The organism is Streptomyces luteolifulvus (assembly GCF_008806595.1).
In the GTDB taxonomy this organism is placed as follows: domain Bacteria; phylum Actinomycetota; class Actinomycetes; order Streptomycetales; family Streptomycetaceae; genus Streptomyces; species Streptomyces luteolifulvus.
Genome location: NZ_VZRB01000043.1, coordinates 49,037 through 69,440, shown reverse-complemented (window position 1 = coordinate 69,440; position 20,404 = coordinate 49,037). Strand labels below are relative to the sequence as shown.

16 protein-coding genes are annotated in these 20,404 nt (G+C 70.5%); 7 read left to right on the top strand and 9 right to left on the bottom strand.

The features are described 5' to 3' along the window. Nucleotides 1-123 precede the first annotated feature (123 nt). On the bottom strand, nt 124-1,518 hold the full coding sequence (locus tag F7R91_RS36715; protein WP_150957453.1) for an FAD-dependent oxidoreductase: 1,395 nt from the start codon (nt 1,516-1,518) through the stop codon (nt 124-126). 113 nt (nt 1,519-1,631) lie between these two features. Between F7R91_RS36715 and F7R91_RS36710 the strand changes: the two genes are divergently transcribed. Then, nucleotides 1,632-2,282: a TetR/AcrR family transcriptional regulator C-terminal domain-containing protein gene (locus F7R91_RS36710; RefSeq protein ID WP_150957432.1), complete on the top strand. Its 651-nt coding sequence runs from the start codon at nt 1,632-1,634 to the stop codon at nt 2,280-2,282. On the opposite strand, the gene F7R91_RS36705 is transcribed toward F7R91_RS36710, so the two are convergent. The 3 genes from F7R91_RS36705 to F7R91_RS36695 all read right to left on the bottom strand — a co-directional run bounded on the left by F7R91_RS36705 (nt 2,267) and on the right by F7R91_RS36695 (nt 5,622). After that, nucleotides 2,267-3,460 (bottom strand): DUF1906 domain-containing protein, encoded by a 1,194-nt coding sequence (locus F7R91_RS36705; protein WP_150957429.1) that lies wholly within the window; start codon nt 3,458-3,460, stop codon nt 2,267-2,269. The genes F7R91_RS36710 and F7R91_RS36705 overlap by 16 nt on opposite strands. A gap of 86 nt (nt 3,461-3,546) precedes the next feature. Next, entirely contained in the window at nt 3,547-4,443 is an 897-nt protein-coding gene (locus F7R91_RS36700; protein ID WP_150957427.1) for a class I SAM-dependent methyltransferase, read from the bottom strand. A 66-nt stretch (nt 4,444-4,509) separates the two neighbouring features. Beyond that, on the bottom strand, nt 4,510-5,622 hold the full coding sequence (locus F7R91_RS36695) for an acyltransferase family protein (protein ID WP_150957450.1): 1,113 nt from the start codon (nt 5,620-5,622) through the stop codon (nt 4,510-4,512). 221 nt (nt 5,623-5,843) lie between these two features. On the opposite strand from F7R91_RS36695, the gene F7R91_RS36690 reads away from it, so the two are divergent. Both F7R91_RS36690 and F7R91_RS36685 read left to right on the top strand, forming a co-directional pair. Further along, on the top strand, nt 5,844-7,313 hold the full coding sequence (locus F7R91_RS36690; protein ID WP_150957423.1) for a glycosyltransferase family 29 protein: 1,470 nt from the start codon (nt 5,844-5,846) through the stop codon (nt 7,311-7,313). Then, complete coding sequence (locus F7R91_RS36685) at nt 7,310-9,640, top strand: glycosyltransferase (RefSeq protein ID WP_150957420.1); 2,331 nt, start codon at nt 7,310-7,312, stop codon at nt 9,638-9,640. Before F7R91_RS36690 ends, F7R91_RS36685 begins: the two co-directional genes overlap by 4 nt. A gap of 349 nt (nt 9,641-9,989) precedes the next feature. Here the strand turns inward: F7R91_RS36685 and F7R91_RS36680 are convergent, their stop codons facing one another. From F7R91_RS36680 to F7R91_RS36665, 4 genes are all read right to left on the bottom strand, one after another. Then, nucleotides 9,990-10,310 carry a glycosyltransferase gene (locus tag F7R91_RS36680; protein ID WP_225320993.1) on the bottom strand — a complete coding sequence of 107 codons (321 nt, stop codon included), beginning with the start codon at nt 10,308-10,310 and terminating at the stop codon, nt 9,990-9,992. A 96-nt stretch (nt 10,311-10,406) separates the two neighbouring features. Next, nucleotides 10,407-11,393 carry a hypothetical protein gene (locus tag F7R91_RS36675; protein WP_150957417.1) on the bottom strand — a complete coding sequence of 329 codons (987 nt, stop codon included), beginning with the start codon at nt 11,391-11,393 and terminating at the stop codon, nt 10,407-10,409. Between the two features lie 139 nt (nt 11,394-11,532). Beyond that, nucleotides 11,533-12,864 carry an alpha-2,8-polysialyltransferase family protein gene (locus F7R91_RS36670; protein WP_150957416.1) on the bottom strand — a complete coding sequence of 444 codons (1,332 nt, stop codon included), beginning with the start codon at nt 12,862-12,864 and terminating at the stop codon, nt 11,533-11,535. Further along, nucleotides 12,864-13,850, bottom strand: coding sequence for a glycosyltransferase family 2 protein (locus F7R91_RS36665; RefSeq protein WP_150957413.1), 987 nt, complete (start codon nt 13,848-13,850; stop codon nt 12,864-12,866). Before F7R91_RS36665 ends, F7R91_RS36670 begins: the two co-directional genes overlap by 1 nt. 198 nt (nt 13,851-14,048) lie before the next feature. Here F7R91_RS36665 and F7R91_RS36660 point away from each other — a divergent pair, with 198 nt between their 5' ends. The 4 genes from F7R91_RS36660 to F7R91_RS36645 are packed head-to-tail and all read left to right on the top strand — an operon-like array spanning nt 14,049 to nt 18,778. Further along, nucleotides 14,049-15,395 carry a DUF6716 putative glycosyltransferase gene (locus F7R91_RS36660; protein WP_150957410.1) on the top strand — a complete coding sequence of 449 codons (1,347 nt, stop codon included), beginning with the start codon at nt 14,049-14,051 and terminating at the stop codon, nt 15,393-15,395. A gap of 32 nt (nt 15,396-15,427) precedes the next feature. Next, nucleotides 15,428-16,702, top strand: a complete 1,275-nt coding sequence (locus F7R91_RS36655) for an N-acylneuraminate cytidylyltransferase (RefSeq protein ID WP_150957407.1) — start codon at nt 15,428-15,430, stop codon at nt 16,700-16,702. A gap of 11 nt (nt 16,703-16,713) precedes the next feature. After that, nucleotides 16,714-17,652, top strand: coding sequence for an N-acetylneuraminate synthase family protein (locus F7R91_RS36650; protein ID WP_150957404.1), 939 nt, complete (start codon nt 16,714-16,716; stop codon nt 17,650-17,652). Between the two features lie 55 nt (nt 17,653-17,707). Beyond that, on the top strand, nt 17,708-18,778 hold the full coding sequence (locus F7R91_RS36645; RefSeq protein WP_150957401.1) for a hypothetical protein: 1,071 nt from the start codon (nt 17,708-17,710) through the stop codon (nt 18,776-18,778). A gap of 572 nt (nt 18,779-19,350) precedes the next feature. On the opposite strand, the gene F7R91_RS36640 is transcribed toward F7R91_RS36645, so the two are convergent. Then, nucleotides 19,351-20,016 (bottom strand): class I SAM-dependent methyltransferase, encoded by a 666-nt coding sequence (locus F7R91_RS36640; RefSeq protein WP_150957399.1) that lies wholly within the window; start codon nt 20,014-20,016, stop codon nt 19,351-19,353. Between the last annotated feature and the right edge of the window lie 388 nt (nt 20,017-20,404).

Here is a 20,404-nt window from a genome sequence, read left to right as displayed (position 1 = left end):
GCTTTCAGCAGGTCGTCGGTTCTCACGTAGAGTGCGGTCGCGAGGGTGTCCAGGTTGTTCGTCACACAACGATCTTGGACACCCTCGTTCACGTCTCTACGGGCACCCCTTGGAATAGATCATCTAGCCGATACCGAGCCGGGCCACGTACTCCGTGAGTCCGGCGGCCGTCTCACCGGCCCAGCCCACATAACCGTCCGGGCGCACAAGAAACAGGCCCGTGCCGTACGTCTCGTGTGCGGGACCGCTCACCACGTTCAGGGCGTCGGCCGGAGGCTCCGCGCCCAGCGCCAGCAGTGTCCAGTGCGGCCCCCGGAACGCGTCGAAGAGCCGTACGCCGGACACCGTGGCGTCCGGTGCGCGGTCGCCGGCGCGGACCGGGCCCGGTGCCTTGCGTGTCTCCTGCGTGAGCGACGACTCCCGGTACCCCAGCCCCAGTTGCCGCGTCGCCTCCCCGCGCCGTACCTCGCCCCGGTGGACGCTCGTCGACAGCCCGAGCATGTCCGCCGCGATCGGGCGCCGCTCCTCCTCGTAGGTGTCCAGGAGCGCGGCCGGTGCGCCCTCCCGCAGGACCGCCCCCAGCTTCCAGCCCAGGTTGTACGCGTCCTGGACGCTGGTGTTCAGCCCCTGCCCACCGGCCGGTGAGTGGATGTGCGCCGCGTCCCCGGCGAGGAAGACCCGGCCGTCGCGGAAGCGGTCCGCCAGGGCCGCACGCGGGCGGAAGTCCGAGGCCCAGCGGAGCTCCGTCACCTCCTCGGGGCCGAGATGCGAGCGGGCGGCCACGACCTTGCGGACGCCCTCCAGGGAGACGTCCACCGGCGTGCCCTCCGGGAACTGGGCGACGACCTGGAAGTCCTCCGTCCCCGCGAGCGGCCAGATCGCGAGGAACCCCTCGGCGTCCCCGTTCGGCGGGAAGACGTGCAGGTTGTTGCGGTCCAGGCCGCCGATCCGGACGTCCGCCACCAGCATCGGGTTCGGGTCGACCCTCTCCCCGGTCATCCCGATGCCGAGCGAGCGCCGTACGACAGAGCGGCCCCCGTCGGCGGCGACCACGTAACGGGCCCGGACCGGAGCGCCCGCGGCGAACTGTGCCGTCACCCCGCCCTCGTCCTGGGCGAGTCCGTCGACCTCACGGCCGAAGTCGACCCGCCCGCCCAGCTCCTCCAGCCGCGCGAACAGGATCTCCTGCGTGCGCCACTGGGGCACCATCCAGGGCTCGGTGTACGGCGAGTCCTCGCTGCTGTCCGCCGGGTCGAACATCCGGTGCTCGCCCACGCGACGGCCGTCCTGCCAGATCACCCCGACCGGGTAGCTGCCGCCGGCCGCCTGGATCGCGTCGAGCACGCCGAGGTCGTGGAACACCTCCCTCGTGCGCGGCTGGATGCCCTTGCCGCGGGACCCGGGGAACAGTCCGCCGGCCCGCTCCACGACCAGCGCGTCCACGCCCCGCCGGGCCAGATCGATCCCGAGGGCGAGGCCGGTCGGGCCGGCGCCGACGATCAGCACGTCCGTGTCCACTGTCACGATCCACTCTCCTTAACACTGTTAAGTCCCACCGCTTTCGAGAGTGGCCTTAACGCTGTTAAGTTGTCAAGCGTGGAAAACGGAACGTCGCTGTTAGGTTGTCCGGCGTGAGTACGGAACGACGCGCCCCCCTCGACCGCCAACGGGTCGCCGACACCGCCCTGAAGCTCCTCAACGAGGTCGGACTGGACGGTCTGACCCTGCGCGCCATCGCCAGGGAACTGGACGTCAAGGCGCCCGCCCTCTACTGGCACTTCAAGGACAAGCAGGCGCTGCTCGACGAGATGGCGACCGAGATGTACCGGCGGATGATCGCCGGGACCTCCCTCGACCCGGGCGACACCTGGCGGGAACGGCTGCTGAAGTCCAACCGCGGACTGCGCAGCTCCCTGCTCGGCTACCGCGACGGCGCCAAGGTCTTCAGCGGCTCACGCTTCACCAGCCTCGTGCACGCCGAGCAGATGGAGGACAACCTCCGCCTGTTCACGGCCGCCGGCTTCACCCTCGCCCAGGCCGTCCGCGCGACCGGGACGACGTACCTGTACACCCTCGGTTTCGTCACCGAGGAACAGGGTGTCCAGCCCCTGCCCGGCGAGCGCCGCGAGGGCTTCGACATCGACGAACGCGCCCGCCTGATGGCCGACTTCCCGCTGTCGGCCCAGGCGGGCGCGGAGCTCTTCCAGGACTACGACCGGCACTTCGAGGAGGGGCTGGCGCTGGTCGTCGCGGGCATCGAGGCCAGCTACCGGGTGGCCTGAGCGCCGGACACGGAGTCCGTGGCGAGCCGGACGTCCAGGTAGTCCTGGTCGATCTCGATCGTGGTGCCGCCCCAGGTCTCGCGATGGCCCCCGGAGTACTGGTGGATGCGCCGGTGATCGGCCCAGTAGCCGCTCGGCACCAGCGGGTCGTAGGTGTCCGCGAAGCCGTTCCACAGGCCGTCGTAGATGACGTCCGGCATGGTGTGGTCGCCGTACCTGGCGACCAGGTCGGCGATGCCCGAACTGCTGCTGCTGTACCAGCCGGAGAGGAAGCCCCAGGAGTGCAGCTCCTCCGTCCAGGCCTTCTGGAAGGCCAGCACCTTCGAGGTGTACGTCGCCGGGTAGGCCTCCATGTCGTAGTACAGGACCGATCCGGGCCCGAAGCCGAGAGCGACGGCCTCGACGATCGCGTCCTGGGCCGCGCTCGCCCCCTGCACCGCGGGCGAGGTGATGCCGGAGGCCTGTCTGCCGACGTAGAGGGGCACGAACCGCCAGCCGGCGGCGGCCTGCTCCCTCACCCAGGACTCCGTCAGATTGGGCTGGCTGCACGCGCGCTTGGACCCGCCGATGTAGATGCCGACCGCCCGGTAGGGAGAGCTCTTGCGCCAGGCGCGCATCGCGGCGGAGGAGGGGGCGGTGCAGGTGTCGAAGCCGTGGCCCGTGTGGTCGGTGGCGCTCGCCGGCACGGCGGACACGGCCCTCGGGGGAGCCGGCGGCACCACCGGGACGAGGTGGGCCGCCGACATGACCTCGGCGCCGGTCAGGATGGCGCGGACGAGCTCCGGGTTCTTGTCGTAGGTGGCGGTGACGGTCACCTCGGCCGTGCGGGCGCGGTACTGGCGCTCGACGGGTTCGGCCTCGGTGCCCTGCTCGGCGGCCGTGTTGTCGTCGGGTTCGACGAGCAGTGCCTCCGTGCGGCCCACCGCGTGGCTGGGGCAGTCCTGGTCCGCGCCGGGGTGTCCCAGGTACAGCGCGTGCCGGTCGAACCGCACACAGGCTCTCGGGTTCTGGTCGAGGTCCACCACCGGCCAGGAGGCCGGCACGGTGAACCGGTGCCCGCGGTAGTCGACTTGCCGGGTCGTGGTGGTCGGGTCCGCCTGGGCGGGCGCGCCGGCGAGCGCGGCGAGACCGAGGACCGGCAGTACGGCGACTGCGGCCTTGCTCCAATATGATCGCATTCGTGCATTTTCGACAAAAATGACACGAACGCGGAAAGGCGCGCCTGCCGTTCACCTGAGTGAGGGGACGAGGCGCGTGCCTGGTTTCACTTCTGTGAGGCGACTGCCGGGAAACGTCGCCGCATCGCCCGCGTGAAGATCGGCGGCAGCAGGTCCGCGGCGAGGCGGCGGGTGCGGGAAGGGCGGCGCGGGGGAGCCGGGGCGGGCGGCGGGGTGGGCTCCTCGTAGTGGCGGGAGCGGGGGAAGGACGGCGGTCGCATGCGCTGGGCGCGGGCACGGACCAGGCGGTGGCCGGCGGCGGACTGCACGCTCAGACCGCAGTCCGCGCGCCCGTCGAGCAGGGCCATCAGCTCCTCCTGGAGGGGCTCGGGATCACCCCAAGTGCCGTACATCTTCTGGGTGCTGAGGCACACCGGACGCAGTCCGCGGCTGAGGACCGCTTCCCACGCGGCCACGGAGACGCCCGGGGTGTGCTCGGAGCGGAAGTCGTCGAGGACAACGATGCCGTCGGGCCCCAGGATCTCGCGGGCCGCGCCGATGTCGCCGTACACGTGCTCGTACAGATGCGAGGCGTCGATGTGCACGAAGCGGCAGGTGCCGGGGGCCACCTCGGCCGAGATCACGGAGCTCGGGGCCTCGATTACCCTCGGCAGGGTGTCGTGGAAGGAGAGGTAGTTCCGCTCGAAGGCCTGCCGGGTCAGGGAGGCGTACGACTTTGCCGCCTCGGCCCGGTTGGCCCCGTCGGGCGCCTCGCTGCCGAACAGGTCGCAGACGGTGAACCGCTCCCCGTCCCCGAGGTGCCGGCCCAGCAGGATCGCGCTCTTGCCCAGATAGACGCCGAGTTCCAGCAGATCGCCGCGCATCCCTTGCGTCTTCTGCCGGTCGAGGAACCAGTTGAACAGGAACTGGTCGAGCGGCGGGAACCAGCCCGGTACGTCCTCGAGCTCACCGGGCAGGGGGGAGGTTTGCTGTGCATGTGCCATGAGACATGCATGCTCGAAGACCGCGAGGAGAACTTTCCCCGGGCTGAACGTCAGGTGAACTCTCCGTCACCATTGCTTGCTGAGTGCCGTCCGCAGCCTGGGGGTCAGCGGTTTCTCGACGTACCGGTTCAGCAGCCTGGCCAGCAGCAGCATCAACGCGACCGTGAGCCCGAAGGTCGTCCCCGACGGCAGGCCGAGCCCGATGTGCAGGGCCCGGATCACCACCCAGCCCAGGTGCTCGTGGACCAGGTAGAAGGGATATGTCAGCGCCCCCGCCACCGTCAGCCAGCGCCAGTTCGCCCAGCTCAGCCGCCCCAGCGCGATCGCGGCCACCGCGCCGAAGCCGAAGGCGACGACGAGGACGATCCCGAGCGAGGAGCGGTGGGCGAAGGCGTTGGGGTCGGAGGCGTTCCACAGGCTGCGCACCGCGTAGTGCTGCCCGATCAGGAAGCTCACGGTCACGATGCCCCAGGCGTACACGTCACGCCGGTCGCGATGGACGAGGTAGAGGCCCATGCCGCCGATGAAGAACGGGGCATACTCGGGCATCACCACGATATTCAGCAGTTCCGACCGCGCGCCCTGCGCGATCGCCGCGGCCAGCGTCCAGCCCGCGCAGAACATCACGACCCGCCGCCAGCTCGCCCCGGGCAGGACCACGCACAGGGCGAACAGCGCGTAGAAGCGGACCTCCGCCCACAGTGTCCAGCAGACCCCGAGGATCCGGTCCACACCCAGCGGCTGCTGAAGCATCGTCAGGTTCACCAGGGTGTCGCTCGGCGACAGGGCCTCGTAGGTGACCGCGGGCAGCGCGAACACCGCCGTCACGATCAGGATCGCCGCCCAGTACGCCGGCAGCAGCCGGGAGGCACGGGACGCGAAGAACGACTGCAGGGACCGGCCCCAGCCGCTCATACAGATGACGAACCCGCTGATCACGAAAAAGACCTGGACGCCGAGGCAGCCGTACGCGAAATACGAATGCAGGGTGGGAAACTGGTGCGCCGCCGATCTGCCCCAGGCGTGTGTGACCTCGCCGCCGCGGCCCCCGTAGTGGTACGCGGCCACCATCAGCGCGGCGATCAGCCGCAGCCCGTCCAGGGCGCGCAGCCGGTTTTCCCGGGGGGCCTTCGATTCCGGCTGCCGGGGTGGTGCGTCGGTCACCGGCCGCACGGTCATGCTGGTCACGAATGTCCCCTCGACGGGCCGCTCCTGTGGGTACTTCCCAGTACGTTAGTCCGAATCACAGGGTCGTCTTCATGGACCAGCCAACGATTAGCCCCATGGTCCCGGCGAGTTCACCTGGACGTCGTTTTGGCTTCCTAATTTTCTCAACATCCCCCTACGGGCCAGTAAACGGCAGCAAACTCAGCTTTTCGCTTGGCAAAAACAGGAGCGTCATGACGAGGGTCCAGAACAGACGGGCACGTGCACGTGGGGGGGAGCTGGACGACTGCCTGCGCGCCTGCGCCGTGCACAGCGGCAAACTCGTCGGCAGCATCGACCGCCGCCGCGCAGAACTCGCCGAACAGCTGAGAAAGCTGCTCGTCGTGTGGGGCACGACCTCGACCGGCACCCCCGCCCCCGCTCCGGCCGGCGGCGCCACCGCCCTGCTCAAGCGTGCCGTCAAGGGCGCCGCCGCCCCCTCGTCCGGCATCGGCAACGAACTGCTCGACGCGCTGCTCGCCGTCGCCAACAAGGCGCTGGAGTGCGGCTACGACGACGAACTGAACCTCGCCCTGGTCATCAGCGACACCGTGCTCGCCCAGCGCAAGAACTCCCGCGCCGGCTGGCGGCTGCGCGCCCGTCTCCTGGAGACCCTCGGCGAGGAGACCGAGGCCCTTCAGGCGTACGAGCGCTACCTCGGCCTCACCGACGAGGACGGCTTCGGCGTCCGCGCCAGGATCGCCGGACTGCGCGTCGCGGGCGAGACGGAGCGGGAACTGTTCGCCCTGCTCAAGCGGCAGGTCCCGGGCGCCCAGGAGTTCGCCCGCCGCCCGGCCACCGAGGTGTGGGCCGAAGGCCTCGCCGCGCACGCCGTCGGCGACTGGGCCCAGGCCGAGCCCCGGCTCGTGGGAGCGCTCCTGGCACTGGCCGCCGAGGACGCGCCGGTCAACGACCGGCAGGAACTGCTCAGCCAGTATCTGGACCTGCGCGGCGACCGGACCGACACCGAAGGCCTCCCCGCCTACACCGAGGCCGTCGCCCTTTACGCCGAACAGCGCCGCAGCCGGATGCGCGGCCCCGTCGCCGACCCCACCATCGGCGGCGTGCAGTGGATCACCCTCGGTGAGTTCCGCAATCTGATCGCCGGCAAGTCCGTCTGCCTGATCGCCAACTCCGGCCGGGTCGGCAGCAGTTCGATGGGCGACCGGATCGACGCGTACGACCTGGTGGTGCGCTTCAACTCGTACAAGATCGACCCGAAGCACACCGGCAGCCGGACCGACATCCACGCCACCATCCACAAGCACGGCTTCAACTGGGACAGACAGGTCACCACCCGGCTCGTGTTCGGCGGCATCTCCGGCGACTGGAAGTACTCGCTGCGCAACCGACTGGTGCCCGGCGCGCAGACCTACCTCGGCGACGAGTCGCTGCGCTGGCCCGTCCGCAACATCGGCAGGCTCGGCCCCGACGTCTGGTCGGGCATCCCGACCACCGGCTTCAACATGCTGTACCTGCTGGACTTCCTGGACGTCAGCCCGACCCTCGACCTGATCGGCTTCGACTTCTACGAGAGCGGCGCCTACCGCGTCCAGGAGGCGATGAAGCTGGCCATCACCTCCGTGCACGAATACACCAGCGAGAAGGCATGGGTCATGGAGCGGGCCCAGAGCGTGACCGACATGAGGATCTCCCTGCGATGACCACGACCACGACCCCGGCCGCCGCCACCCGGGCCCCGGCGACCGACGCGCACGCCCTCACCGGCAAGCGGCGCATAGCCTTCGCGAGCTTCGTCGACGAGAACTACCTGCCCGGCTTCCTCGTCCTGCTGAAGAGCCTCGCCCTGACCAACCCGAGCGTGTGCGAGGACTTCGTCGTCCTCTACGACGATCTGCGCCCCGGCTCGATCGCGAAGATCCGCGACCTGCACCCGCGCATCGTGATGCGCCGTGTCGACGCCGACCACTACGACTCGTACAAGAAGGGCGACCAGGACAACTACCTGGTCCGCAAGGCGTACTTCATCCTCGACGTCTTCAGGCTTCGCGAGTACGACACGGTCATCACCCTCGACACCGACATGGTCGTCCTCGGTGACCTCGGCGAACTCCTCAGGCTGCGCGAGGGCCTCGCGGCCGTCCCGCAGTTCTTCTACGGCCAGCACAAGCTCAACTCCGGCCTGCTGGTCATCCAGCGCGAGTACCTGAGCGACGAGTTCTGCGCCCGGCTCGACCGCTGCGGACGCAGTGGCGACTACGAGCTCGACAAGCACGACCAGGGCATCCTCAACGCCGTCCTCGACGGTGACTTCGTGCGCCTCGACCCGCGCTACAACTTCGTCAAGCGGCGCCTGTCCGGTGACCTCCCGGTCCCCGAGGACACCGCGATCCTGCACTTCACCGGCCGCCACAAGCCCTGGCAGGGCGGCGAGGCCGGCTACAGCCAGGCCGAGGAACGCTGGCGCGCGTTCGAGCTGTCCGACGCCGACTTCCACGCCGCCTACCTGGCCTCCTCCGGCGGCCTCCACCACGACCTGCTGATCCACTACGGCACCCCGCACGTGAGGCGCACCGGCGACGTCGAGATCGCCCGCAAGGTCGCCGCCGCCCACCTCGCGTCCGGCGACTACCAGGACGCCGTCGACGTCCTCAGCAGCGTGCGCATCCCGCTCGACGAGGCCTGGCCGCACGAGGTGCTCGGCCACGCCCTGATGAGCGTCTCCCGCTACGACGAGGCCAGGACGCAGCTGCTGATGGCCTCCGCCGCCCCCAACCGGGCCGCCACCGCCTACGCCCGCCTCGCCCAGATCGCCTGGGTGCACGGCGACAATGCCGAGGCACTGCGGTACGCCACGGCCGGCATGTCCGTCGACATCACCCACCGCTCCAGCCGCCTGTGGGCGCAGCGCGCGTCCGCCGTACCGGCCCAGGAGAAGGGCAGCGCCGAAGAGCAGCTGGCCCACGTCGCGTTCTACATGGACCGCCAGGGCAACGCGGGCGACAAACTGCTGCCCGAGAGCGTCCGCCTCGCCTTCGGCCCCGACACCACCTCCCGCCGCTGGCATCCGGTGCACGCCCACCGTCTGTTCGACGAGGCGGCCCTCACGCGGGTCAACGCCCGCCGCGGTCTGGTCATCGGGGGCGGCGGCCTGTTCATCCCGGACACCATGCCCAACGGCAACAGCGCCTGGCAGTGGAACGTCCCGGACGAGCTGCTGAACCGCATCGACGTGCCGATCGCGGTCTACGCCGTCGGCTTCAACGCCTTCGACGGGCAGTCCTACCGTGCGGGCCGGTTCCGGGAGTCGCTGCGCCTGCTCGTCGAGCGCTCTTCCTTCTTCGGGCTGCGCAACTACGGCTCGATCGAGAAGGTACGGGCCATGCTCCCGGCCCACCTGCACGACAAGGTGCGCTTCCAGCCCTGCCCGACCACGGTCACCCGCCAGCTCGTCGAGGGCTGGCAGGACCCGGCCCGGCGCGAGGACACCATCCTCGTCAACGCCGCCTACGACCGTGCGGGCCTGCGCTTCGGCCACGACTACGGCTACTTCCTGGCCCAGATGGCGCAGGCGGTGCGGGACCTGGGCGAGCTCGCCGAGGTGAAGTGCGCGGCGCACTCGCTCGACGACGAGAAGATCGCCTTCGATCTGCGCCGCGAGCACGGCATCTCGCTGCCCGTCATCCCGATGTACGACTTCGAGAACGACCAGATCCGCGATCTGTACGCCCGCACCAAGCTGGTGATCGGCATGCGCGGCCACGCCGGAATGATCCCGTTCGGCTGCGGTACGCCCATCATCAGCCTGATCTCGCACCCGAAGATGGCGTACTTCCTGCGGGACATCGAGCGGCCCGAGTGGGGCGTGTCGGTGCACGACCGCCATCTCGCCGCCCGGCTCGTCGAACGCTCCAAGGATCTGCTTGCCGACCACGCGGCGACCGTCGCCGATGTGCACGGCCGGCAGCAGGAACTGTGGAAGATCACGGAGGCGAACGCGGCGGACCTGCGGGTCGTCCTGGGCGGTTGATCGATGACGACCGTCCTGGCCGACGGCGTCGAGGGTGCCCCCGCCGCCCGCCCCTGTGGTGGGCGGCGGTCGCCTTGCCGGCCTCGCCGGCGGTGGCGTACGCCGTCGTCCCCCGGTGGCTGACCGGCGATCTGCACTATGCACTCGCTGCCCTGCGCAGTGGCCGTTCGGCCGGATAGTCGCCGTCGGAGGTCTTCAGCCGCCGGTGTCCAGGGGGATGTCCACCTCGGTGGAGGATCGCAGCAGGCGGTAGTGGAAGTGCGCGGTGGTCCGCTTGGACGCGGTGTCCTGCCGGGTGCGCCGGCGTGCGTGCACGATCTCGGCGACCTCGCGCCAGGCGTCGATCAGTTCAAGGCTGACCCGCGGTGGGTCCTGGAGGTCGGTGTGCCCCGAAGTTGCGGGCGAAGTCGACCGCCCGCACGCACGGGTCGTTCTTCGCGAGGTCCTTGAGGATCGCGAGCGAAGCGTCCTGGGAGCCGTCGTTGACGTACACCAGCTCGAAGTCGAACTCCGGGCGGCCGTCGAGGGCCTCGGTCAGTTCGGTGTGGAAGGCGGCGATGCCGTCCTGCTCGTAGTAGACCGGGACGACGTACGAGATCAGCGGCCGCCGGTCCGGCTCCGGCCGCACCGCCGATTCGAACCGGGCTGCGGGGAAGGCTGTCTGCCGCATTTGTGGACGCCAGGGAGGTTTTCTTAACCCCGCTCCAACGCGTCGGAATGTCGTCTTCCCCGTTTCCCTTCACCCTTTGTTTCTCCTCGTTTCTCTTCACCCCTTGCCGACGAGCCGCTTGAGACGTGCCACGGGCGAGACCCGGGGCGTCGCCGCACGGTCGGTCTCGTACGCCGTGCGCAGCTGTTCGAAGTGGTCGGCCCGGGTGCGGCTGAGGTATGCGTCCGAGGTGAGGGGATCCGCGATGGACCAGGCTCGCTTGTGCTCGCCGGCGTAGTGGGCGACGTACGCCTTCGCCAGTTCCAGCACGGACTTGAAGGGGATGCCGCCGGTGTGGTCGCGGTCGATGCGGTCCTGGACCGCCGAGATCAGCGCCAGCTTCTCGTCGAGGGTGTAGTCGTCCTCGGAGATCCGCTTGAGCACGTCCTCGGGGATCGGCCGGGTCACCTCGAAGGCGAGCGTGGAGCGGATCGGCGGTCCGGCGATCTCGATGTACGGCAGCAGCGCGCCCGTGCTGTGGTGCAGCCAGGGCAGACGCGGTCCCGCGAAGTCCTGGTGGAGGACGACCGAGCCGGGCACCAGCCGGGTCAGGAAGCGCTCCGACACACAGCGGAACACCCGTGCCGTCTTGGCGATGTCGATGTGCAGGAACTCGATGGACGTGGTGTCGTCCGGGTCGGAGGTCTGCCAGATGTCGCCGGCGTGGATCTCCAGGAACGGCAGGAACGGTTCGAGCCGGTCCCGGAAGTCGTCCAGGAAGGAGTTGCCGTCCGCGGGCTTGGTGCCGGAGGTGAAGAACTTCTCCGTGGCGAAGGTGCCCTTGCCGACGTGGAAGAAGTCGTACGCGTGCAGCCGGCCGGTCGTCTCGTCGAAGACGGGGCTCTCGCGCAGCCCGAGGGCGAGGGCGTACGTCGACCCGCCGCCACCGGAGCCCAGTTCGACGACGCGGCCCTGCCCTGTGAGGTGCTGTCTGCCCAGCAGACAGAGGAACTTCAGCTCCCAGGTGCTGACCTGGGTGTAGGGCAGGTTGTCCGGCAGTTGGACGCCGTCGAGCAGGGGGTAGAGCCGGCCGAGCTTCGTCATGGGTGCCTCACGGGGGTCGTTTGGGGCGACGCCCGCGATCCTAGGGTCACGGGCGTCGCCCCACCATGAATTCAACGGAGCAACTGGATAGTTTGCTTCCGTTTCCTTGGTGGCCTCCCCGAGTTCATGCCCGATTGGCTCAGCGCTTCACGGCTTTCCTCAGCGCCCTGGCCCGCCGTACCACCCGGCGTGCCGTGGTGCTGCGGGGCAGGAACGCCAGCCGCTCCGGGAGCCCGCCGGGCAGTCCCAGCGAGGTCAGCCGTTTGCGCTTGACGTAGCGCTGGGTGCGCGGGCCGAGGTGCTGGGCGAGATAGCGTTCGGCGGCCGGGCGCAGCGCCGTGTGGATCTGCGGCTGCATCACGAAGCCCACCGCGGTGACGAGGCTGCCGAGCGTGTCGGCCGGCACGGGCTCCTCGCCCTTCCTGCCCTCCAGGTCCTCCAGCACCGCGTCGGCCAGGACGACGGGCACCCGGTTGCTGTTCTGGTACGGCGTCAGACGCTCCAGGAGCTGTTCGGTGCCGGCACGGGCGACCGGAAGCTCGTAGAACGCGGAGGCCGTGAACAGCGCGGTCGAGAAGCAGCCGACGACCAGCCCCGGCCGGGTCTTCTCGAACAGCACCTCGGCGAGCACGGGTGTGTCCAGCACGACGAGCGCCACGCCGAGCCTCGCCGCCTCGGTCTCCAGGGCCCGGCTGTAGCGGGCGGGCGCGGTGGGGTGCGGCTTGAACACGACCGTGCGGTGCCCGCGCTCGACCGCGCCCCGCATCATCCGCACATGCAGGTCCTCCTCCTCCTTGGCGGAGAGGACGTTCAGCGCCGACAGATACTGGCCCAGCAGCAGGGCCGCGTTGTCCGGCACGGCGGGCAGCTCCGGTACGGCCTCGGTGAGTTCGCCCATCACCTTCAGGAACGCCGGCGTCGGGACGAGCTGCGCGGGCACGTCGAACTCGGTCAGCAGCATCGGCGTCAGCCCCGGCACCAGATCCAGGTGCAGCAGTCTGCGCACCCGGGTGCCGACCAGCGGGTCGATCTTGTTGCGGGTGGGGCCGTAGCTCATCAGGCCGTCCGCGTACACCTCGATCGAGGCGTCGGTGAACAGCTGTGCCACCGTCAGGGCGGGGGTGACCTGGATGGACTCCAGGACCAGCTGCACGCGGTCGTCGCCGAGGTCCCACAGCAGCCGCAGATAGCGCTCGAAGAGTGGGATGTCGTCGGGGCGCGGGGTCCAGGCGCCGGGGTGGAACGGGCGGATGGCCTCGTTCCAGGACAGCACGTCGTCGAAGTGGTCGCGCAGCGGCGCGAATCCCGGCATCTCGTCGAGGGCCGGAGTGGTCTCCGGGGTCTGGGAGTTGTTGAACACCAGCAGCACACGGCGGTCCGGCTCGGCGAAGAGACCGGAGTCGATCGCGGCCGCCAGGGTAGCGGCGCCGTACAGCGTGGAGGCGCAGAGGATCTGGGTGGTACGGGGCATCAGGCGGCCGCCTTCGCTGTGGTGATCCGGCGTCGCAGCCGCCTCAGCCTGGAGGAGCGGTGCAGGTCCATGGTGTCGAGCACATCGCCGAGCATGTCCTGCGGCATGCGCTGTATGGCAGCCGCGCTCATCGTCCGCAGCTGCCTGGCGACGGCCGGTTCGAACTTGTCCTGGTCGGCGAGATGGTGGGCGATGATCGCGCAGTACGTCCGGACCGCCTTGGGCAGCAGCCGGTCGGCCTCCGGGTCGGCCGCCGTCTCCTCGACGACCTGGTCGAAGGCGCGGATGAAGTCGAGCTGACGGACGTCGCCGATCTGGGTGAGCGAGGAGGCGACCCCGCGCCGGTAGAACACACCGAGCAGGCTCACCACGGCGAACGACTCCGCCTCGCGGTGCAGCTTCCAGATCCACGGCCGGTCCTCGGCCGTGCGCAGTCCGTCGGTGAAGTGCAGCAGGCCCCGGTCGAGGAGTCTGCGGTGATAGGCACCGGCCCACGCGTAGGCGTAGTCCACCGAGGTCGTGCGGTGGGCGGGGAGGATCGCCTCGCGCGGGTTCAGCACCTCGCCCCGCCGCCCCACCGGGGCCCGCTGCACGGTCCGGGCGCGGGCGGTGGCCTGCACATGGTCGGTGCGGACGAAGTCACAGCCCAGCTCCTCGATCGCCGAGACCAGTTCGGCGAGGTAGCCCGGGGCCAGCCAGTCGTCGCCGTCCAGGAACGTCAGGTACTCGCCCTGCGCCGCGTCCAGGCCGGTGTTGCGCGCGGTGGCGAGCCCGCCGTTCTTCTCATGGCGTACGAAACGTACCTGGGCGACCTCCGAGAGCTCCTCGGCCGCACGCTCGAGGACGGCTGGAGTTTCGTCCTTCGAAAAGTCGTCGACCAGCACGAATTCGAAGTCGCTGCGGGCGTTTCTGCGAAGGCTTCTGAGGGTGTCCGGGGCGTATTGCTGGACGTTGTAGAACGGCACGATCACGGAAAGCTTTGGCACCTGCGAAAGCCTAGGAGCTACCCCGGCAGTAGAACTTTCCGGTGAACGTACAGGGGGTGAACTCCATGTGTCGGAACGGTGCATCCCGCATACTTCCTGGTCTTCGACGGGTCAGTTCGGCTCTCGGTGGCGTGTTGTTAACTTTTCGTTGATTCACGGTTCCGCCATACCTAGGAATTGCTTCCTAGCGTCGTCGTCGTGCCGCCAAGTACAACGAACTTCCCGCGAATCGCCGTCCTCGCGGACTCCGACACCCGCTGGAAATGGGGTGCGCTGACCGCGGACCGCATTGCTCCGGGACCCTCCATGGAAGCCGGGTCGCGCGACGACGCGCAACCCGGCCCCGTCCTGAGCGGGTTCCTGCTGCGCGGCCGGGCCACGCCCACGGCCCGCCAGCTGGCGGAGGTGGGCGTACGCGCCGACTCCCTGCGCGAGGTCACGGCCGTCGAGTTCCTGCGCGCCATGTCCGAGGAGCCGTACGACATCGTCGTGCTCGCCCTCGTCGGCGGCGGGGTGCAGGCGATGCTGCACGGCCTCAAGCGGGTCTGGGAGGGCCGGGCGAAGCGGCCCGTCGTCGTCACCGGCTATGTCGGCGTCGTCTACGAGAAGCTCGCCGACGGCCTGCTGCTGCGGCACGGCGCGGACCTCGTCCTCGCCAACTCCCGTCAGGACGGCGACCGCTTCCGTGCCGTGTACGAGGGCGTGGGAGCCGACTCCTCGGCGGTCACCGAGGTGGCCCTGCCGTTCCTGGGCGGGGCCGCCTACACCGGAGAGCACGACCCCTACAGGGTCGTCTTCGCCGCCCAGCCGTCCGTGCCGGACAGCCGCAAGGACCGTACGTACCTGCTGAACCGGCTGGTCCAGCACGCGCGGCTGCACCCCGAGCGCGAGGTGCTGCTGAAGCTGCGCTCCAAGCCCGGCGAACACACCACGCACATCGAGGAGCTGCCCTACCAGAAGCTGGCGCAGAAGCTCGACCTGCCGCCCAACTTCCGTCTGGTGTACGGCCACATGGGGGAGGTCCTCGACCGGACCGACCTGCTGGTCACGGTCAGTTCCACGGCCGCGCTGGAGGCGCTGCACCGCCGCGTCCCCACGGTCGTGCTGACCGACCTGGGAGTGCGCGAAAACCTCGGCAACCACCACTTCATCGGGTCCGGCTGCCTGGCCTCCTGGGACCAGCTCGACGACGGACACCGGCCCGCGCCCGACGAGGAGTGGGTGGCCCGCCAGGGGGTCGCCGCGGACGGCTCGTACGCATCGGCCTTCGACGCGGCCCGCAAGCGGATCGCGGGGCTCCTGGACCGGCCCGGGGGCCTGCCGCCCCTGGTGCCCTACTACACACCGGCGACCGCCCCCGGCTATCTGCCCGGGATCCTCGCCCGCCACCACCTCGGCCCCGACGGCACACCGCTGCCGGGCGCGCCCGCCGCCGACAAGGAGCCCGGGCCGGTCCGGCAGATCGTGCGCCGGGCGGCGCGCGGTGCCTACCGCCACGGCGTGCAGCGGGTCGCGCCCGTCATCCGGCGCATGGGGGACCTGTGAGCCGCCCGAACACACTGCAAGGAGCAGAAGCCATGTCCAACCCGGAAGCGGGCCACGGCGCTTCGGTGCGCCGGGTGCTCGCGGTGATCCCCGCGCGGGGCGGCTCCAAGGGCGTGCCCGCGAAGAACCTCGCCCCGGTCGGCGGTGTCCCGCTGGTGGCCCGCGCCGTGCGCGAGTGCCTGGCGACCCGGCTGGTGACGGACGTGGTCGTGTCCACCGACGACCAGGCCATCGCGGCCGCCGCGCGGGCGGCCGGCGCCGAGGTGGTCCTGCGGCCCGCCGCCATCGCCGGGGACACGGCGACCTCGGAGGCCGCGGTGCTGCACGCCATGGACGCCCACGAGGCCCTGCACGGCGCGGTCGTCGACGTGGTGCTGCTCGTGCAGTGCACCAGCCCGTTCCTCGTCCGCGAGGACATCGACGGCGTGGCGGGCGCGGTCGCCGAGAACGGCGCGGACACGGCGGTCACCGTGGCCCCCTTCCACGGGTTCGTCTGGCGGGACGCGGGGGACGCGGAGGACACAGTCGCCGCGGGCACGGTCGCCGAGGCCGACGCGGCCGTCGGCGGCGGCTACGGCGTCAACCACGAAAAGTCCTTCCGCCCGCGCCGCCAGGACCGCCCCCAGGACCTGCTGGAGACCGGCGCCGCCTACGCGATGGACGCGGCCGGCTTCCGCAAGCACCGGCACCGCTTCTTCGGCCGCACGGAACTCGTCCGCACGGACCCCGCACGCGTGCTGGAGATCGACGACCCGCACGACCTCGCCCGCGCCCGCGCGCTGGCCCCCCTCTTCGACGCGGACCGCCCCGGTTCGCGCCCTGCCGCCGCGGACATCGACGCGGTCGTACTGGACTTCGACGGCACCCAGACCGACGACCGGGTGCTGATCGACGCCGATGGAAAGGAGTTCGTCTCCGTGCACCGCGGAGACGGCCTCGGCATCGCCGCCCTGCGCAGGAGCGGCCTGAAGATGCTGATCCTCTCCACGGAGCAGAACCCGGTCGTCGCCGCCCGGGCCCGGAAACTCAAGATCCCGGTCCTGCACGGCATCGACCGGAAGGACCTCGCACTGAAGCAGTGGTGCGAGGAGCAGGGCATCGCGCCCGAGCGCGTGCTCTACGTCGGCAACGACGTCAACGACCTCCCGTGCTTCGCCCTCGTGGGCTGGCCCGTGGCGGTCGCGAGCGCCCACGACGTGGTACGCGGCGCCGCACGTGCGGTCACCACCGTCCCCGGTGGCGACGGCGCGATCCGAGAGATCGCCAGCTGGATCCTCGGCCCCTCTCTCGATTCCCTCCCCAAGTAAGGAACCTTGCCATGAGCACCAACTCCCGCCTTCGCACGTTCGGTTCGCGCACCGCCGGCCCCGGCCATCCGGTCTACATCTGCGGCGAGATCGGCATCAACCACAACGGTGAGCTGGAGAACGCCTTCCGGCTGATCGACGTGGCCGCCGAGGCAGGCTGCGACGCCGTCAAGTTCCAGAAGCGCACGCCCGAGATCTGCACCCCGCGCGACCAGTGGGACATCGAGCGCGACACCCCCTGGGGCCGGATGACGTACATCGACTACCGCCACCGCGTGGAGTTCGGCGAGGACGAGTACCGCCAGATCGACGAGTACTGCAAGGAGAAGGGCATCGCCTGGTTCGCGTCCCCGTGGGACACCGAGGCCGTCGCCTTCCTGGAGAAGTTCGACGTCCCGGCCCACAAGGTCGCCTCCGCCTCCCTGACTGACGACGAGCTGCTGCGCGCCCTGCGCGCCACCGGCCGCACGGTCATCCTCTCCACCGGCATGTCCACCCCGAAGCAGATCCGCCACGCGGTCGAGGTCCTCGGCAGCGACAACATCCTGCTCTGCCACGCCACGTCGACCTACCCGGCCAAGGCCGAGGAGCTCAACCTCCGCGTGATCAACACGCTGGAGAAGGAGTACCCGAACGTCCCGATCGGCTACTCCGGCCACGAGACCGGCCTGCAGACCACGCTCGCCGCGGTCGCCCTCGGCGCCACCTTCGTTGAGCGCCACATCACCCTCGACCGCGCCATGTGGGGCTCCGACCAGGCTGCCTCCGTCGAGCCGGGCGGCCTCACGCGCCTGGTGCGCGACATCCGCACCATCGAGGCGTCCCTCGGCGACGGCGTGAAGAAGGTCTACGAGTCCGAGCTCGGCCCGATGAAGAAGCTGCGCCGCGTCGCCGGTGTCGTCGCCGAGGCGGAGATCGCGGCGGCCGCGGGCGAGCCGGTTTCGGTCTGAGGTTGCACCCCTTACGGGACGGTCATACGTCGATCAACGGGACGGTCATACGTCGATGAGCCCCCGCGCCGGGTCCGCCGGCCCCCACACTCTCGCGTTCGTCGAGAGTCCGGTACAGCTGCTGAACGTGCTGGAGTGGGCGCATGCCCGCGGGCATGCGCTCGGCGGGGGGCTCACCCTCGTGGTCCTGTCCCCGATCGACCCCATGACCCGCGGCCAGCTGCGCCGCATGGCCGAACTGGCCCGCGAGGAGGGCCACGAGGTCCGCTGGGAGGAGGCGCGGGGCGGCCCGGCGGCCCCGTTCCAGACGATCGGCGGCCTGGCGGGACTGCTCCGCCGGGCTGACCGCATCGTCCTCGGCGACCCCTTCTCGCGCTACGTCCAGCTGCTGCTGATGATCACCCGCGCCCGTGAGCTGGTCGTCGTCGACGACGGCACGGCGACGATGGAGTTCGTCGCCCAGCTCGCCCGCGGTGAACGGCTGGTGCGGTGGCACCGCAAGGGCGGCCGCAGAGGCCCGCGGGACCTGGTCTTCGCGCCGGTGTCGGCCTCGGCCCGGCGTCGGCTGACGCCGGGCGGGAAACGGCAGGTGGAGATCTTCTCCTCGATGCCGATGGAGGAGACCCCGGCGGGTGTGACGGTGACGGCGAACGCCTTCGCCTGGACCCGCTTCCGCTTCGGCCCGCCCCGGATCACCAAGGGCGCCGACATGGTCGGCACCTCACTGGTGGAGACGGGGGTCGTCGACGGCGACCGGTATCTGGCGGCCGTCCAGTCCCTGGCCAAGGCGCACGGCGCGACCCGCTACTTCGCGCACCGGCGCGAGAGCACGGAGAAGCTCCACCGCCTGGCGGTGGAGACGGGCCTGGAGATCGTCCGCCCGGACCTCCCCCTCGAACTGATCGCCCGCAGAGGCCCCATCGGCCGTACGATCCTCAGCTTCCCGTCGACCGTGGTCCACACCCTGCCCCTGGCCCTCGCGGGCACGGAGGTCCGGGTCGCGGTCTGCGACATCGACCCCGCCTGGCTCACGGAAAACGCCTCCCCAAGAGCCCAGGGCTTCCTGTCAGGAGTCACCGGCACGGCCCGCGACGTACACCGGCTGTCGGCTGTGAGCGCGGTGTAGCGAGCGCGGGCGCGGTGCCCCCGGGGCGGCGAGGCGGGGGCCGGGGGCGTGGCGCGGTGTCGCGCGGGGCGCGTGGGGTCCGTGACGCGGGTGCTGCGCGCTTACACCGTGGCGCTCGCGCTGGTCGGGCAGCCCGTGCTGTTGCTCGACGACCGGTAGGCCGGGGGCGTGGCCTCCCTGGGGGTTCGAGCATGCCGCGGGTGCTGCATCCGCGGGTGCGCGGTCGTCCGCCGGGTGTGCCCGGTCCGAGGTGGGGGTCGGGGGTGGGCGGCTGTGCCTCGGGAGTCAACGGCACGGTGCGGGACGTACGTCGGCTGTCGGCGGTGTAGTCGGCTGGCGCGGGTGCGGCGGCACCGAGGCGCCGAGGCGGAGGTCGGGGCGTGGCGCGGTGTCGCGCGGGGCGCGTGGGGTCCGTGACGCGGGTGCTGCATCCGCGGGTGCGCGGTCGTCCGCCGGGTGTGCCCGGTCCGAGGTGGGGGTCGGGGGTGGGCGGCTGTGCTTCGGGAGTCACCGGCACGGTGCGGGACGTACACCGGCTGTCGGCGGTGAGTGCGGTGTTGCGCCGCGTGGTCCTACTCGGGCCTGCGGGCCAGGAGGTAGGCGCGGGGGCGGGTGGCGTCCTTGGGGGGTTCCAGCATGACGCGGGCCTGGATGGACAGGCCTGCCTCGGTGAGGTGGGCGGCGACTGTCTCCGGGGTGCGCCAGTAGTAGTCCAGCGAGATCTTCTGACCGAAGCGCTCCGTGAGGCGCAGGTGTTCGTCCTCCTCGCCGGACTGGAACGAGAGCAGGACATGGCCGCCGGGCATCAGAACGCGGTGGAACCCGGCGAACGTCGCGGGCAGATGGTCGTCCGGGACGTGGATGACCGAGTAGAGGGCCATGATCCCGCCCAGCGTCCGGTCCGGGAGATCCAGGGACGTCATCGAACCGACATGGAAACGGAGTTCGGGGTGCGTCCGGCGGGCCAGCGCCACCATCCGGGGTGAGACGTCCACACCGAAGACCGGGACGCCGAGGGCGTGCAGCAGCGCGGTCACATGACCGGGACCGCTGCCGACATCGGCGACCGGCGCGGTGCCGGCGGCCCGCACCAGCTCACCGAACGCGGTGATCAGCGCGCGGTCCAGCGGCCGGTCGGCCAGACCGTCGGGGAAGGCCTCCGCATAGGCGGCGGCTATCGCGTCGTACGCATCGCGGGTGGCCCGGACGAAGTCCGGGGTCTCGGTTTCGGCGCTCACGCTGCGGCACCCTATCGGGGGTACCGGTCGCGGCCGGGGGTTTCGCTCCGACGGGATCCGACCGTCGTACGACGTATCCGTGGTCGTCCGCCGGAGTTCCTCCGCGCGCCGTGTGACGCCGCGGATCACCCACCGTGGCCGGGTGCCGGCCCGTGAGAAGCGTCACCAGCAGCGTCCGCGTCATCGGCGGCCGGCGCGCCGCCTGACCAGGGAAGTCGCCCGGCGGTGACGGTTCCGGGACCCCGATACGGCTGCATCACCATGTGGTCCCGACAGGTGAACAAATCCGCCTGGTTCGCCCGGGGCGTGGTATGCGTGGAGGAATGAGTGGGTGGTTGTACCCATCCAGACCGGATCCCATGCGTCGGTCGGGCAGATTTTCTTCCCC